15 protein-coding genes and 1 tRNA gene are annotated in these 15,309 nt (G+C 75.4%); 8 read left to right on the top strand and 8 right to left on the bottom strand.

Annotated features, from left to right (window positions below):
- Positions 1 to 18 precede the first annotated feature (18 nt).
- The 4 genes from MTO91_RS21350 to MTO91_RS21335 all read right to left on the bottom strand — a co-directional run bounded on the left by MTO91_RS21350 (position 19) and on the right by MTO91_RS21335 (position 4,257).
- A complete protein-coding gene (locus MTO91_RS21350; RefSeq protein ID WP_073578537.1) occupies positions 19 to 291 on the bottom strand; it encodes a hypothetical protein in 273 nt (90 codons plus the stop codon).
- A gap of 13 nt (positions 292 to 304) precedes the next feature.
- On the bottom strand, positions 305 to 1,492 hold the full coding sequence (locus MTO91_RS21345) for an alpha/beta hydrolase (protein WP_179761925.1): 1,188 nt from the start codon (positions 1,490 to 1,492) through the stop codon (positions 305 to 307).
- Positions 1,493 to 1,517: 25 nt separating this feature from the next.
- The gene (locus tag MTO91_RS21340; RefSeq protein ID WP_285898583.1) at positions 1,518 to 3,215 is read right to left on the bottom strand and encodes a phosphatidylglycerol lysyltransferase domain-containing protein; all 1,698 of its coding nucleotides are present in this window, start codon (positions 3,213 to 3,215) and stop codon (positions 1,518 to 1,520) included.
- A 109-nt stretch (positions 3,216 to 3,324) separates the two neighbouring features.
- Positions 3,325 to 4,257, bottom strand: coding sequence for a hypothetical protein (locus MTO91_RS21335; protein ID WP_179761926.1), 933 nt, complete (start codon positions 4,255 to 4,257; stop codon positions 3,325 to 3,327).
- A 295-nt stretch (positions 4,258 to 4,552) separates the two neighbouring features.
- Between MTO91_RS21335 and MTO91_RS21330 the strand changes: the two genes are divergently transcribed.
- On the top strand, positions 4,553 to 4,819 hold the full coding sequence (locus MTO91_RS21330) for a PRC-barrel domain-containing protein (protein WP_345641900.1): 267 nt from the start codon (positions 4,553 to 4,555) through the stop codon (positions 4,817 to 4,819).
- Entirely contained in the window at positions 4,762 to 5,340 is a 579-nt protein-coding gene (locus tag MTO91_RS21325) for a YsnF/AvaK domain-containing protein (RefSeq protein WP_476652489.1), read from the top strand. The genes MTO91_RS21330 and MTO91_RS21325 overlap by 58 nt, the downstream gene beginning before the upstream one ends.
- A gap of 80 nt (positions 5,341 to 5,420) precedes the next feature.
- Here the strand turns inward: MTO91_RS21325 and MTO91_RS21320 are convergent, their stop codons facing one another.
- Positions 5,421 to 6,437, bottom strand: coding sequence for an alpha/beta hydrolase (locus tag MTO91_RS21320; RefSeq protein WP_476652488.1), 1,017 nt, complete (start codon positions 6,435 to 6,437; stop codon positions 5,421 to 5,423).
- Between the two features lie 450 nt (positions 6,438 to 6,887).
- On the opposite strand from MTO91_RS21320, the gene MTO91_RS21315 reads away from it, so the two are divergent.
- The 3 genes from MTO91_RS21315 to MTO91_RS21305 all read left to right on the top strand — a co-directional run bounded on the left by MTO91_RS21315 (position 6,888) and on the right by MTO91_RS21305 (position 11,159).
- A complete protein-coding gene (locus MTO91_RS21315; protein ID WP_476652487.1) occupies positions 6,888 to 7,931 on the top strand; it encodes a lipase family protein in 1,044 nt (347 codons plus the stop codon).
- A 128-nt stretch (positions 7,932 to 8,059) separates the two neighbouring features.
- Entirely contained in the window at positions 8,060 to 10,648 is a 2,589-nt protein-coding gene (gene rph / locus MTO91_RS21310) for a rifamycin-inactivating phosphotransferase (protein ID WP_476652485.1), read from the top strand.
- A 76-nt stretch (positions 10,649 to 10,724) separates the two neighbouring features.
- Positions 10,725 to 11,159, top strand: a complete 435-nt coding sequence (locus tag MTO91_RS21305) for a VOC family protein (RefSeq protein WP_179761929.1) — start codon at positions 10,725 to 10,727, stop codon at positions 11,157 to 11,159.
- 151 nt (positions 11,160 to 11,310) lie between these two features.
- Here the strand turns inward: MTO91_RS21305 and MTO91_RS21300 are convergent, their stop codons facing one another.
- Positions 11,311 to 11,907 carry a helix-turn-helix domain-containing protein gene (locus MTO91_RS21300; RefSeq protein WP_476652483.1) on the bottom strand — a complete coding sequence of 199 codons (597 nt, stop codon included), beginning with the start codon at positions 11,905 to 11,907 and terminating at the stop codon, positions 11,311 to 11,313.
- A 122-nt stretch (positions 11,908 to 12,029) separates the two neighbouring features.
- Between MTO91_RS21300 and MTO91_RS21295 the strand changes: the two genes are divergently transcribed.
- The 3 genes from MTO91_RS21295 to MTO91_RS21285 all read left to right on the top strand — a co-directional run bounded on the left by MTO91_RS21295 (position 12,030) and on the right by MTO91_RS21285 (position 14,160).
- The gene (locus MTO91_RS21295) at positions 12,030 to 12,680 is read left to right on the top strand and encodes an SAM-dependent methyltransferase (RefSeq protein WP_376772638.1); all 651 of its coding nucleotides are present in this window, start codon (positions 12,030 to 12,032) and stop codon (positions 12,678 to 12,680) included.
- Positions 12,681 to 12,683: 3 nt separating this feature from the next.
- A complete protein-coding gene (locus MTO91_RS21290; protein WP_476652482.1) occupies positions 12,684 to 13,163 on the top strand; it encodes a DinB family protein in 480 nt (159 codons plus the stop codon).
- 331 nt (positions 13,164 to 13,494) lie between these two features.
- Positions 13,495 to 14,160: a dimethylsulfonioproprionate lyase family protein gene (locus tag MTO91_RS21285; RefSeq protein ID WP_476652481.1), complete on the top strand. Its 666-nt coding sequence runs from the start codon at positions 13,495 to 13,497 to the stop codon at positions 14,158 to 14,160.
- 343 nt (positions 14,161 to 14,503) lie between these two features.
- On the opposite strand, the gene MTO91_RS21280 is transcribed toward MTO91_RS21285, so the two are convergent.
- Both MTO91_RS21280 and MTO91_RS21275 read right to left on the bottom strand, forming a co-directional pair.
- A tRNA-Arg gene (locus MTO91_RS21280) sits at positions 14,504 to 14,575 on the bottom strand.
- Between the two features lie 62 nt (positions 14,576 to 14,637).
- Positions 14,638 to 15,303, bottom strand: coding sequence for a DUF305 domain-containing protein (locus tag MTO91_RS21275; protein WP_405415343.1), 666 nt, complete (start codon positions 15,301 to 15,303; stop codon positions 14,638 to 14,640).
- Between the last annotated feature and the right edge of the window lie 6 nt (positions 15,304 to 15,309).

Raw genomic sequence — 15,309 nt, 5'->3', positions numbered from 1 at the left:
ATTCTGACCGGTGGGTGCTCAGCTCCGCCGACCCGCCAGCATCCGCGCCGCCGCGCAGGCGACCCCGGTGGCGACGAGCAGCCCGAGCAGCACCGCCCAGCCCGCCCCGACCGACCCGCCGGCCAGCACGACCCCGAGCGAGCCCAGCCACGCCAGCGGCACCAGCAGCCACAGCGCCAGGCCGTGCAGCACCTTCGGGATCTCCCCGACGCCGGCCGCGATCACGATCCACACCACCCCGGCGAGCAGCCCGCCGACGAGCAGCAGGGTGCCGACTCCCTCCCAGACCACGTGTGTCTCCTTCCTAGGGGTCGGGCACCGGCAGCACGCGCTGCGGCACACCGGGCCCGTCGTCGATCGTGACACCCGCCGGCGTCGCGGGCGGGACCAGCGGCCCCAGCAGGTGCGCACCCAGCCAGTCCACCAGGTCCGGCAGCTGCGCGCGGACGGCGTTCTGGTTGTGTCCGCCACCCGGGTAGAGCCGGGTGTCGACGGTCACCGGTGGCGCGGCGGCCGCGCGGATCCGGTCCGCGGCGGCCCGCTCCTCGGGCTCGTCGGAGCCCGCGGTGACCAGCATCGCCAGGGGCGCGGGCCGCTCGCCCAGCAGCGCGACGACGTCGTTGGCCGCGGCGAGGTCGGGCCGCCCGGCGAACAGATCCCCGGTGACGACGTCGTCGGGGGTGCGGTCGTAGCCGCTCTGGCTGACCGCGAGCGCGTAGGTGCGCGGGTGGCGCAGCGCCAGGTTCATCGCGCAGTAGCCGCCCGAGGACCAGCCGGCCAGCGCCCAGGCGCCGCGGTCGGGCCGCACCCGCAGGTGCCGGGTCGTCCAGTCGACGAGGTCGGTGGTCAGGTAGGTGTCGTCGGCCGCGCCGTGCTGGGCGTCGACGCACTCCTGGTCGTGGCCGAACCGGGGTTCGCCGTTGATGTCGGGGACCACCAGCACGACCGGCGGGATGCGGTGCGCCGCGATCGCGGCGTCGAGCACGTCGGGCACCGTGAACAGCGCGGCCACCTCGCGGGGCTCTCCGGGGAACCCGGGCAGCCACTCGACGACCGGGAAGCGGGCCCGCGGGTGCTCGGTGTAGCCGGGCGGGAGGTAGACGTCGGCGTCGCGGTCGATGCCGGACACGGCCCCGTGCAGGGTCATGTGCAGCGTGGAGCCCAGCCCCTGCGCCGAGCGGGCGGCGACCAGCGGCATCGCCGCGTCGAGGCCCGCACCGTCCGGGCCGATGTCGGCGACCGAGCCCTCGCCGGGGTCGGGGGAGGACCCGATCAGCGAGCCGACGGTGGGGAAGAAGCCGCCGAGCAGGTTCGCCCCGGCCCCGGCGGCCGCGAGCACGGCCACGGCCGAGACGGCCACGAGCAGCGTCCGGGCCACCCGGCGCAGCCGGTGCCACACCCCACCGGTGAGGGCGAGCAGCAGCACCGCCGCCACCGTCGGCACGACCACCGCGGCGACGACGTCGAGGCGCAGCTCGGAGGCGTGGATCACGGCGCCGCCCCCGCGCGGACCCGGCTCACCGGCGCAGCAGCCGCAGCAGCGCCGGCGGGCGGCCGCCGAAGCCCTCGGCCTCGAGTACGACGAACAGCACCCGCGGCAGGTCGCGGACGGCGGGGAACAGCACGTAGCGCGGGTACCAGCTCGGGCGGAACTTCGCGTTGAACCGGTAGAGCGAGTCGATCTGCCACCAACGCGACGCGATCCGCAGTACCCGGGCCCAGCCGCGGGCGACCGGTCCGGCGCCGATCCGCTCGCCGCGCTCCAGGGCGGAGCGGAACATCGCGAAGTTCAGCGACACCCGCTTCACACCATGGTCCTTCGCGGCCGCCATCAGCTCGGCGATCATCAGCTCGTTGACGCCGTTGTCGGCGTCGGCGTCGCGGACCATGAGGTCCAGCGAGAGACCGTCGCGGCCCCAGGGGACCAGCTGCAGCATCCCGGACGGCTCGCCGTCCCGGAGCGCGGTGACGATCACCGCGTCCGGGTCGGAGGGGTCCGCGACCCGCGAGGACGCCATCGAGAATCCGCGCTCGTCCTCGGCGCCGCGCCAGCGGTGCGCGCGCTCGGCGACCCGCATCCGTGCGGTCTCGTCGAGGTCCCGCAGCCGCGTCACCTCGACGGTGTGCCCGCTGCGCTGCATCCGGTTGACGGTCTGGCGGACCCCGCGCATGGGGCGTCCGTCCAGGCTGAACGACGCCGTCTCCAGTACCGCCTCGTCGCCGAGCTCGAGGGCGTCGAGACCGGCCTTGGACCAGGCGGTCGCGCCGCGCTCGGAGCAGCCCAGCACCGCGGGCGACCAGCCGTAGCGGGTGCAGATGCCGAGGAAGGCCTCGATCGCGCCGGGCCAGGCGCCGACGTCGCCGACGGGGTCGCCCGAGGCCAGTGCGACCCCGGCGAGCACCCGGTAGGACACCGCGGACTTGCCGCCGTGGGCGAACACCGCGGCCTTGTCCCGGCGCAGGGCGAAGTAGCCCAGCGAGTCGCCGTCGCGCTGGTCGAGCAGGGCGCGCAGGCGCTGCTCGTCGTCGGGGTCGAGCGACGGGCGCGGCTCCGGCGAGCGCAGGAGGTGGTACCCGGCGACGACGAGCGCGACCACCCCGAAGGTCAGCCCGATCGCCGAGGTCAGGTCGTCGAGCCACACGGCGCGCTGCTGGAACTCGACCGGTCCGGTCACCCCGATCAGCGACAGCGCCGCGTGCGCGGCCTGCGCGGCGATCGACGGGTCGCCGACGAGCCGGCGCGGGTTGAGCGCGAGCAGCACCCAGACGATGAGGAAGCCGGACAGCCCGAACTGCAGCAGCGACCGGACCGACCGGCCGAGCCCTCCCGGGTCCTGCCGGGCGACGAAGTAGCGGCGCGTCGCGATCAGCGCCGCCAGCAGCGCGACGACCAGCACCGCGGGCCCGATGCCGCGCCGCTGGTCCAGCACGTGCAGCAGGTTGACCACGACGAGGAACGTCGTCGTCGCGGTCGCCACCCACCAGGCGCGCTGCTTGCGCCGGCGCAGCCCGGTGGCCAGCAGCAGCAGGCCGACCCCGGCGAGCGCGGTCACGACCAGCGACGCCAGCCCCAGACCCGCGGGCAGGCCCAGGGTGCTGCGCAGCTCGCTGCCGATGACCCGGCGCGGCGCGGGCAGCACCGCCGCGACGACGGTCAGCGCACCGACGATCCGGGCCGCCCAGACCACGGCGCGGACGACGGCGGCCTCGGACAACCGTCGTCTGCGGGCCTCCGGGTCCGGCGCCGGGGCCGCTCCGCGCGTGCGGACGTCCCCGTGCTCGTCCCGGTGCTCGTCCCCGGCGGTCCCGGGCGGGCCGGAGCCCTCAGAGCCCGTCACGCGTTCCTCCTGTCGATCCCGTCGCCGGTGGCGGACCACCGGCGACGCCCGAGCGGGCCACCGGACCCGGCAGCCGGGCGCCGAGCGCGTCCAGCTCCGCGGCGACGACGTCGGCCGCCGGTGTCCCGGGCGCCGCGGTCACCGACCCCGACGCTAGCGCCGGGCCCGGCGGTGGCGCGCCCGGCACCGGGTCATCCTGCGTCGCCGCGGTGCGCACGACGACCAGGTCCAACGGATCGGGCGAACCGGACGCGGGGGCGGGGCAGCCGTCGCCGCCGGGCGGCCCGGCCGCCGTCGCGACGTCGGCGCGCTCGGCGAGCGCCCGGCCCAGCGGGCACCCGGGGCCCTCGGGCGGACCGGCGAGGGCCCACGCGGCCCGGTCGGTCCGCAGCACCGGCGAGCCGGCCGCGACGGCGGCGACGCGCAGCCGGGACACCGGCACCCGGTCGGTCCACAGCACCACCACGGCCGGCATCCGGCCCGCGGTGACCGCGGCGTCGACCGCGGCGTCGACCGCGGCCGATCCGTCCGCGGGCCCGGTCCACACCAGGACGGGGTGGGCGAGGTGCTCGTCGTAGCCGGGCGGCAGGTGCGCGGGCACGTCGACGCCGTCGACGGTCAGCACGGTGTCCCGGCCGGGACCGGTGACCGGCGGGGCGGGTGGCGCGGGCAGCCCGCCGCGGTCCGGTCCGGCGGCCAGCGAGGCGGGCGTCGGGTAGAAGCCGAACCAGGCGTTCGTCCCCACCGCGAGGGCGAGCACGACGAGCGCGACCACGGCCGGCAGCGCGGCCGCCCGCACCGCGGGCCGCCGGCGGGACCAGCCGCGCACGAGCAGTACGAGGGTGAGCGCGGCCGTGCCCGCGACGGCGGTGACGGTGACGGCCGACCCGAGCGGGAGCAGTGCGGTCCCGGCGAGCACGTCACCACGATTCCACGCCGGTTCCGGGGACCCGGCGGCGGGATGATCCGTCCCCGTCGTCGGGAACGTCCGAGGTCAAGTCCAGAACAGACCGTCCCAAACATGCCGTCCGGGGTCGCCCGCGACGAGAACGCGCTACACCCAGCGTTGTCGCACAAGCGATCCCGTGGGGCGGGTGGATGACGACGGTCACACGGACGACGGGGAACGCGGCGTCCGCCGCATGCCGGGGCGGTTCCGGGTCGACCCCACCGGTGTTCGACAGCATTCGCACCGAGCCACGGAGGACAGCAGCATGATCACGGAGGACATGACCCGGGAGCTCATCGGTCGTCAGGTCGTCGACAACCACGGCGAGAAGGTCGGCAAGATCGGCCAGATCTACCTGGACGAGCGCAGCGGTGACCCGACCTGGGCCACGGTCAACACCGGGCTGTTCGGTACCAAGGAGAGCTTCGTGCCGCTGCAGAACGCCGACGTGCACGACCGCGACGTCGCGCTGGGGTGGAGAAGAAGGCAGTCAAGGACTGCCCGCACGTGGGCCGCTCCGACGAGCGCCTGACCGGGTCGGAGGAGGACGAGCTCTACCGCCACTACGGCATCGGGCACGGTAACGGCAACGGCCGCACCGACGCCCGCCACGCCACCGGTGAGCGCACCGACCGCGACCGCACCGACCGCACCGACCGCACCGGCGACGACGCGATGGTCCGCCACGAGGAGAACCTGCGCGTCGGCACCGAGACCGAGGAGACCGGCCGCGTCGCGCTGCGCAAGTACGTCGTGACCGAGGACCAGACCGTCACCGTCCCGGTGTCGCACGAGGAGGTCCGCCTCGAGCGCGAGCCGATCGACGGCACCGAGGCGACGGCCCGCCCGGGCGCCATGGGCGAGGCCGAGCACGAGGTGACCCTGCACCGCGAGCGCCCGGTCGTCGACAAGACCACCGAGGCCGTCGAGAAGGTGCGCCTCGGCACCCGCACCGTCACCGAGGACGAGAAGGTCTCCGACACCGTGCGCAAGGAGCGCATCGAGGTCGACGACCCGCAGCACGCCCTGCCCCGCGACGAGCGCCGCAGCTGAGCGACGCACCGCGCCACCGGCGCGTCACCGGAGCCCGCACCTCGGGCCCGGTGACGCGCCGGGCCCATGTCGGGGGTCGGTCAGGTCGCGCCGAGCAGGGCGAACGCCGTCCGTAGCGCCCCGGCGGCCTCGGCGACGGCCTGGCGGGGCCGCACCCCGATCCCGAGCGAGGTCGCGAAGCCGTGCACGAGGTCGGGGTGGCGGCGCAGCGTCGCCGGGACGCCCGCCTCCCGCATGTGGGTGACCAGGTGCTCGCCCTCGTCGCGCAGCGGGTCGAACCCGGCGGTCGCGACGTAGGCGGGCGGCATCCCGGACAGGTCGCCCTCGGCGATCCGCAGCCGCGGGTCGTCGCGCATCGCCTCGGGCACGTACCAGCCCGCCATCGCCTCGATCGCCTCGCCGGTGAGCAGGAACCCGTCGCCGAACAGCTCGCGTGAGCGGGTGTGCCCGTCGAGCGCGGTGACCGGGAAGAACGCCAGGCAGAACACCGGACGCCCGGCCGGGTCGGCGCCGTCGCGGCTGGTCTCGCGGGCCACCGTCAGCGCCAGGCTGGCCCCGGCGGAGTCCCCGCCGACCGCGATCCGGCCCGGGGCCGCCCCGAACTCCTCCGGGTGCGCCGTGACGTGCGCGAACGCGGCCAGACAGTCGTCGACGGCGGCCGGGAACGGGTGCTCGGGCGCCAGCCGGTAGTCCACCGACAGCACCCGGGCGCCGGACTCGGCGGCCAGCGTCGCAGACAGCTCGTCATGGGTGTCCAGGTCACCGGCGACGAAACCGCCGCCGTGCACGTAGACGAGCAGCGCGCCGTCGACGACGTCGGGTCCCGGCGGCGGTACGTACAGCCGCGCCCGCAGGTCGGCGACCGCACCGGGGACCGTGCGGTCCTCGCGGCGCACCCCCGGCTCCTCGGGCCCGGCGACGACACGGTCGACGAACGACTGGCCCGCCCGCATCTGCTCCGGCGGCGGGACGGGCTGCGGCCGGCGCGGGGTGAGCAGTCGCAGCAGGAGCTGGATGTCGAGGTCGAGCTGCTGGCCGTCGCGCCGGACGGGCGGGCCGGCGATCGCCCGCTTCACCGGCTTCGGCAGGGCCAGCACACCGCGCAGCGCTCCTCGTGCGACACGTACCCGATGATCCACGGTGGCCTCCCGCGTCTACCCGATCGTCACCGTCGATTGTGGCACCGGGTGCCGTTGCGTGCCGCTCGTCGCGGCACGGATCACCGGCGGAGCGGCGCCGGGGAGCGGGACGAGGCGCCGCACGCCGCGCCGCAGCGTCGGGTCGCAGCGACGAGCCCGTCGACAGTGACGGAACGGCGCCCGCCGCGACCGTGTCGCAACGTCCGGTCGCGGTGCCGCCCGTTCCCCGGCGGACGGGTGCTCGTTCAGTCCAGTGGAGATCATCTGCGGAGGGGGACGGCATGAGGACGAGGCTGCGCGCGACGGTCGTGGCGGGGGTGGTGGCGGTCGTCGCGGCGGTGGTCGCGGTGCCGCAGGCACTGGCATCGCCGGACGGGCCGGGGGGGCGAAGGTGCTCCGGGTGACGTCGTGTCCGCGGAGCGGGTCCTCACTCCGACGGTGCCCGCCGCGACGGCGACCCGGATCCTCTACCGCAGCCTCGACACCGACGACCGCCCGGTCACGGTGAGCGGGATCGTCCTCACCCCGCTCGTCCCGGCGCCCGGGCCGACCCGGGTCGTCGGCTTCGCCGCGGGGACCCAGGGGCTCGCCGATCGCTGCGCGCCGTCGCGGCAGCTGCAGGCCGGCACCGAGTACGAGGCCCCGGCGATCGGTGCGCTGCTGACCAGCGGCTACACCGTGGCCGTCACCGACTACGAGGGCCTGGGCACGCCCGGCGAGCACACCTACGTCAACCGCGCGGCGCAGGCGCACGCCCTGCTCGACGTGGCGCGCGCCGCCCAGCGGGCCGGCGTCGGCGTGCCGGAGGACGCCCCGACCGCGCTCTACGGCTACTCCCAGGGCGGTGGCGCGTCGGCGGCCGCGGTCGAGCTGGCCCCGGAGTACGCCCCCGAGCTGGACCTCGTCGGCGCCTACGCGGGCGCGCCTCCCGCCGACCTGCGCGCCACCGGCCGGGCCCTCGACGGCGGCCCGTCCGTCGCGCTGCTCGGCTACGCCGTCTCCGGGTTCGACGCCGCCTACCCCGACCTGGGGGTGCAGGACCTGCTCAACGACCGCGGCCGGCAGGTGGTCGCCGAGCTGCGCGAGCAGTGCACCCAGGACTCCGCGCTGCGCTACCCGGGCCTGCGCTCGGAGACGCTGTCCGCCGACGGACGCCCGATCTCGGCGTTCCTCGACGAGGAGCCCTTCGCGAGCCGGGTCGACGAGCAGCTGATCGGGCGTCGCACGCCCGGGGCGCCGGTGCTGATCGTGCACAGCGTCGCCGACGACATCGTGCCGTTCGGCCAGGGCGAGGAGCTCGCCGAGCGCTGGTGCGCCCGCGGCGCCGACGTCGAGTTCCGGCCGTCGCCCGTCCCCGGTCACCTCGGCGGGTACCCCGACGGCCAGACCCGCGCGCTGGCGTTCCTGCAGGCCCGTTTCGCCGATCTGCCGACCACGCCCACCTGCGGCTGACAACCACGGCGGGAGTCCCTCCCGCCATGGTCAACGTATAACGCACCGGGGGACTTGCGGCAAGACCCGGGGACCGCGCCAGACTCTGCGCCCGGCGCCGTGACCTGCAGCGTCGTGGTGACACGGGGGTGGGAGTGCACGAGGTGCTGCTGCAGTTGGGCGAGGTCGGCCGGGACCGGCTCGGCGTCGTCGGGGGGAAGGCCGCGCACCTGGGGGAGCTGACCCGGACGGCGGGGGTCGCGGTCCCGGGCGGCTGGTGCGTGACCACCGGCGCCTACCGGGCCGTCGTGGGGGGCGCGCCCGGGTTCGACGCGTTGCTGGACCGCCTGGCCGGACTGCCCGCCGACGACGCCGACGGGCTCGCCGCGGTCGCCGCCGAGCTCCGCGGGCTGGTGGCGTCCCGGCCGGTCCCCGACGACGTCGCGGCGGCGGTCACCGCGGCGGTCGGCCGGGCCCCGGCCGGGACGGCGTGGGCGGTGCGCTCCAGCGCGACCGCCGAGGACCTGCCGACGGCGTCGTTCGCCGGGCAGCAGGACTCGTACCTGAACGTGGTCGGCGCCGACGCGGTCCTCGACCGGATGCGGGACTGCTGGGCGTCGCTGTTCACCGACCGCGCCGTGGCCTACCGCCGGCGCCGCGGCCTGGACCACCGCGCCGTCGCGATGGCGGTGGTGATCCAGGAGATGGTCGTCCCGGATGTGTCCGGGGTGCTGTTCACCGCCGACCCGGTGACCTCCGACCGGACCGTGACCGTCGTCGAGGCGGTGCCCGGGCTGGGGGAGGCGCTGGTGTCCGGCCTGGTCGCCGCGGACGCGTGGACGGTCCGTGCCGACACCGTCGTCGACACGCGGATCGCACCGCGGACGGTCGCGGTGCAGCCTGCGCCGGGCGGCGGCACCCGCACCGAGCGGCTCGACCCGGACGGCCCGCCCCTGCTCACCGAGGACCGGGTACGGGAGCTGGTCCGGCTCGGCCGGACGGTCGAGGCCGGGCTGGGGAGCCCGCAGGACATCGAGTGGTGCCTGTCCGGCGGCCGGTTCCAGGTCGTCCAGAGCCGCCCGATCACCACGCTGTTCCCGGTCCCCGACACCGGCGACGACCGCCTCCACGTCTACCTGTCGGTCGGCTACCAGCAGATGATGACCGACGCGATGCGTCCGCTCGGGCTGTCGTTCTGGCAGATGACGACGCCGCGCCCGATGGCCGAGGCCGGCGGGCGGCTGTTCGTCGACGTCACCGCCGCGCTGGGCACCCCCTCCGGACGGGCCGGCCTCCTCGCGGTGATGGGCCGGTCGGACCCGCTGATGACCGACGCGCTGCGCACCGTGCTCGACCGCGGCGCGGTCCCGCTCGGGGAGGATCCGGCGACGCCCGCCCCGGTGCACGGCGCGCCGACCACCGAGCCGCTGGACCCGGACCCGGCACTGGTCGCCGAGCTGGTCGCCGAGGGACGGGCGTCGGTGGCCGACGCGGCGCGACGGATCCACGGCCGCGTCGGACCGGAGCTGTTCGTCGCGATCCGCGAGGACATCCCCGAGCTGCGGGCGCGGCTGAGCAACCCGCGCAGCACCCGGGTGTTCATGACGGCGATGGACGCGGCGTACTGGATCGACGAGCACGTCGGTGAGTGGCTGGGGGAGCGGCCGTCGGACGTGCTGACCCGGTCGGTGCCCGACAACGTGACCTCGCAGATGGGTCTCGCGCTGCTCGACGTCGCCGACGCGGTCCGCCCGCACCCGGCGGCGGTGGCGCTGCTGCGCGAGGCCGGGGACGACGTGCTCGACGCGCTGGGGTCGGTGGAGGGCGGCGCGGTGGCCCGCGACGCGATCGTCGGCTGGCTCGACGCCTACGGGGCCCGCTGCGTCGGCGAGATCGACATCAGCCGGCCGCGGTGGCACGAGCGCCCGGCCGCGCTCGTGCCGCTGATCCTCGGCCACGTCGACGGCGAGGAGCCCGGCGTCGGGCGCCGCCGGTTCGAGGAGGGGCGCCGCGCCGCCGAGGCGACCCGCGACGACCTGCTGGCCCGGCTGCGGGCCGGGGCCGACGGCGAGGCACGGGCCGCGCGGACGGCGCTGATGATCGACCGGCTGCGGACCTTCATCGGCTACCGCGAGTTCCCCAAGTTCGGCATGGTCTCGCGCTACGCGGTCTACCGGGCCGCGCTGCTCGCCGAGGCCGACCGGCTCGTCGCCGCACGCGTGCTCGACGACCGCACCGACGCCTACTACCTGCGGTTCGACGAGCTGGAGCAGGTCTCGCGCACCGGGCACGCCGACCTCGCGCTGGTGCGCGCCCGGCGGGCGGAGTTCGCCGCGTACGAGGCGCTGACCCCGCCGCGGGTGCTGACCTCCGACGGCGAGTGCCTGCAGGGCTCCTACCACCGCGACGACGTGCCGCCCAGAGCACTCGCCGGGCTCGCGGTGTCGGCCGGGACGGTCGAGGGCCGCGCCCGCGTCGTCGCCGACCTGTCCGGGGCCGCGCTCGAACCCGGGGACGTGCTGGTCACCGCCTACACCGACCCCAGCTGGACGCCGGCGTTCGTCACGGTCGCGGGGCTGGTCACCGAGGTGGGCGGGCGGATGACCCACGGCGCCGTCGTCGCCCGCGAGTACGGCCTGCCCGCCGTGGTCGGGGTGGAGGGCGCGACCCGGCTGATCCGGGACGGTCAGCGGGTCCGGGTGGACGGCGGGAGCGGGCTGGTCGAGATCCTCGGCTGACACATGTCGAGAACCGAGGACCGGCTCCGTCCCCGGGGCGGACGCGGCCACCGGGGCCGCGCGGTCGGAGGATGTCATGAGCGTGCTGCGGATGGACAACGTCGGCGTCGTCGTCACCGACCTCGACGAGGCGGTCGCGTTCTTCGGTGCGCTCGGCCTGGAGGAGGAGGGCCGGGCGACGGTGGCGGGTCCGGACGTGGACCGGCTGGTCGGGCTCGACGGCGTGCGGTGCGACATGGCCGTCGTGCGGACGCCCGACGGCTACGGCCGGCTGGAGCTGATGCGGTTCGAGTCGCCGTCGTCGCCGGTGGGTGATCCGGGCGCCGCGGTGAACGTGCTCGGCATCCGGCGGGTCATGTTCGCCGTCACCGACCTGGCGGAGACCGTGGAGCGGCTGCGTGGCCACGGTGCCGAGCCGGTCGGCGACGTCGTGACGTTCGGCGCGCACACCCTGGCCTACCTGCGCGGGCCGGGCGGGATCCTCGTCGCGCTGGCCCAGGAGGGCGGCTGACCGCGGGCCTCCTCAGCCCTGGGGGTCCGGGCCCGGCGCACCGGGGCACCGCTCGACGGGGAGGGCCTCGCCACGGTCCGCGACGCCGCTGACCGGTGCCGATCGGCGCCATCACGGTGGTCGCCGAACCGGTCGCACCGACGGCGACCCCTCAGCCGTGGTGTCCGGCACCGGTCGCACCCCGGCCGAGGTGGGCGTGTTCCCCCTGCAGGCTGAACAGCGCGAGTGTCTCGGCGGGCCGGTCGTCGGCGCTGCCGATCCAGTGCGGTGTGCCGGTGTCGAACTCGACCACCTCGCCGGGGTCGAGGAGGTGCTCGGTGTCGTCGAGGACCAGCCGCACCCGGCCGTCGAGGACGTAGAACCACTCGTAGCCCTCGTGGGTCTGCAGGGCGGTCGTCGGCGACGCGGCGGCCGGCGGGTAGACCACCTTGTAGGCCTGGACCCCGCCGCCGCGACGGGTCAGCGGGACGAACACCAGCCCGCGGTGGCGCACCGGGCGCAGGTGGATGCGGGGGTCACCGGTCGGCGGTGCCTGCACGAGGTCGTCGAGCGGGACCCCGTGCGCCCGGGCCAGCGGCAGCAGCTGCTCCAGTGTCGGCCGCAGCTTCCCGGTCTCCAGCCGGGACAGGGTGCTCGCGGTCAGGGCGGTCTCCGCCGCGAGCTGGTCGAGGGTGGCGCCGCGGCGACGGCGCAGGTCCCGCAACCTCGGGCCCACGCCGGCGAGCACGTCGTGTCCGGTGTCGTCCACCTCGCCAGATTGCCGATCGGCAAGATTCCTTGCAACCCGGGACGGCGGGTGTCGATGCTGCGGAGGAACCGACGTCGGCGACGCCGATGACGCCGCACCCACACCTCCCGGAGGAACCACCGATGGAGCCCATGCCGACCGCGTCCGACCCCGCGACCTTCTGGGACGAGCTCTACCGCCGCCGCGGTGGGGGAGAGGCCCGCGCCAACCCCCTGCTCACCGAGGTCGCCGGCCCGCTGACACCGGGCACGGCCCTGGACCTCGGATGCGGTGCCGGGGGCGACACGATCTGGCTGGCCCGGCACGGCTGGCACGTCACGGCGGTGGACATCTCCGCCGCCGCCGTGGACGGGCTCGCGCGTCGCGGCCGCGCCGAGGGGCTCGCGCCGCGGATCCGCGCCGAGCGCCACGACCTCGCGACGACGTTCCCGGACGGGACGTTCGACCTGGTCTCCGCCCAGTACCTGCAGACCCCGTTCACGCTGGACCGCGACGCGGTGCTGCGGACCGCCGCGGGCGCACTGCGCCCGGGCGGGCTGCTCCTCGTCGTGGACCACGGGTCCGTCGCCCCGTGGTCGTGGAACCAGGACCCGGACGCCCGCCACCCCACCGCCGCCGAGATCGCCGCCGGGCTCGGCCTCGATCCCGACGGATGGGCCGTCGAGCGCGCCGACGAGCCCCGGCGCCTCGCGACCGGCCCCGACGGCCGTACCGCCACGGTCGTCGACACCGTCCTGGTCCTGCGCCGCGCCGGCGCCACCCACCGGAGCTGACCCGTGCCCCGCCGCGACACCGCCCTCCCGCCCGACGCCGCGGACGAGAAGAGCGTCCTGACCGGGTTCCTGGGCCACCTCCGCGGCGCGGTCGCGGCCAAGGTCCTCGGCGTCCCGGACGCCGCCGCCCGCGAGCCCGGGGTCCCCTCGGGGACCAGCCTGCTCGGCCTGGTCGCGCACCTGACGCACGTCGAGCGTCACTACTTCCTCGGTGAGGCCGTCCGGGACTGGCCCGCGACCTTCCGGCCGCGGGCGGAGGACACCGCCGAGGACGTCGTGGCGGCCTACCGGGAGGCCACCGCCCGGGCCGACGCCGTCGTCGACACGTGGTCCGGCCTGGACCGGGCTGCGCCGGTACCCGCGGGACGGAGGTCGGCCCCGTCGAGGCGGTGGCTGCTGGTGCACATGATCGAGGAGACCGGGCGCCACGCCGGGCACGCCGACATCCTCCGCGAGCGCATCGACGGCCGTACCGGGCGCTGAGGAGCGAGCCATCGCCGACCTGTCGGCAGAATGACCCGCCATGGCGGACGCTCTCACGTCGCTCGCCCCGGCACCCGGGCTGTCACCGGTGCTCGTGCAGTTCGGAGGGCTCGCGGTGACGTGGTGACAGGACGTACGTGGGTGACCCGACATCGCTCTTCCCGGCCGAGAAGTGTGCGGCTCCAGCTGAGCATCGTGCCGGCCGCGGGGCGCTCCCCGGCGAGTCCACTGTTGACATCACGTCCGGTGTGAGCCGAGCATGCCCCCACCCCGGGAGCCCGAGAGGGACCAGCCGCCGGAGGAAGGACAGAGCTGACGGGGAATCGAGGACATGGGGACGTCACGCCTGCGAGATCATCCTGACTTCGCCTACACGATCAGCGACTTCGATGCGCTCTACCGGTTCGGCTCCGCCGGGGGGAGCCGGCCGATCCGCACGCACATGCGGCAGGTGCGTGAGGCGATCGCCGACGTGTTCGAGGACAACCCGGAGGTCGTCGGCCGCGAACCCACCCGACTTCCGGTGGTCGACCATCTCGGTCGCGCACTGGATCTGGGCTCGCGTGGCGACCTGGGCGTACTCAGCGACTCGCTGCGAAGGATCTCCGACCGGCTGACGTGGGAGCACGGGTACGAGAAGGTTCCGCGGGGGCTGGTGAAGAAGTACGGCTACTGCGAGATCGTCGGCCCGAAGGGGCCGGTGGTGTCCGACCGCGTCATTCTGGGACTGGTTCTCTTCGCCCCGGAGACCGTCTATCCCCAGCATCACCACCGGGGGATCCAGGAATCCTACGTCGCGATCGCCGGAGAATGGTCGGAGAACGACGGTGCAGTGCATGCTCCGGGCTCGCTGATTCTCAACGAGGCCGGGCACGAACACCGCATCACGACCGGACGACAGTCCCCGTGTCTGCTCGCCTACTCCTGGATCGGTTCGCCCGAACGGCTCCTGACGCCGGCAATGCGTTTCTCCGCACCGCGCCGCCGCGTTCGATAGGCGATCCCGAGGAGGGGCCCGGGGCTGATGGCGTAGGTCCGGGCGTGTCGGACCTCCCACGAGGGGCCGGTGTCCGACGCTCGACGGAGGATCGGCCGGTGACCGGGCACTCGGTGGCGGTGCTGCCGAAGGTCCACGTACCGACGATCGACGGCCGGCAGGACGCCACACGTCGGCGCATCGACGCTGCGTCGGGCGGATCGGCGGGCTGAGCCGACTTCGGGGCGCGGTCGGGAGAACACCCGCAACGGGCCATCCACGGCTGGTGGCGGCCGGACACGACGAACGCGGCCCCTCACCCTGTTCCAGCAGGTGAGGGGCCGCGTTCTGTCGAGCTGTGACGTGCCCCCGGCAGGATTCGAACCTGCGCTCCCGCCTCCGGAGGGCGGTGCTCTATCCCCTGAGCTACGGGGGCCGTGCGATGGGAGAACAGTACCGCACCGTGCGCGACCCCCCGACACGGGGGCCCGTGCGTGATCAGCTCAGCGGCAGCGGGGCGGCGCCCCGCTCGGCGAGCAGCCCGCGCATCAGGTCCGCCTCGGAGTTCTGCGAGAAGAGCATCTGCCCGGCGAGGTTGCGGACCTCGGCGGTGTCGGCGTGGTCGCGGGCGTACTCCAGCATCGACACGCCTCCCTGGTGGTGGCGCAGCATGAGCTGGAGGAACTCGACGTCCAGGGCGGCGCCGGGCGGGGTGGCCCGCAGCCGCGCGAGGTCGGCGGTGCTCGCCATGCCCGGCATCGTCGCGACGCTGCCGGACATGCCGGACATGCCGGCGTGCGCGGAGTCGTCCATCCAGGCCATGTGGCCGCCGCTGGGCAGGCTCGGCGCGTCCCACAGGCCGAGCCAGCCCTGCATCCGGCCGACCTGCTGGTTCTGGGTGGTCTCGATGTCGAACGCCAGCTGCCGCACCCGCGGGTCGGTGGCGCGGTCGCGCTCCCAGGACGCCATCTCGACGGCCTGACGGTGGTGCACGGTCATGTCCTGGGCGAACCCGACGTCGACCGAGCCCGGCTCGGGCACGAACGGGCCGAACGCGCCGCGTACCGCGAACCCGGCGACGAGCACCGCGACCAGCGCGATCACGCCGAGCGCGATCGTGATCGGGTTCCGCCAGAGCGGGGTCTCGTCGGCCGGGGTCGTCATCGGGGC

This window comes from Pseudonocardia sp. 2-7 (assembly GCF_056341085.1).
Note: the sequence above shows the minus strand (reverse complement) of the source record. Positions and strands in the feature narration are given on the sequence as shown.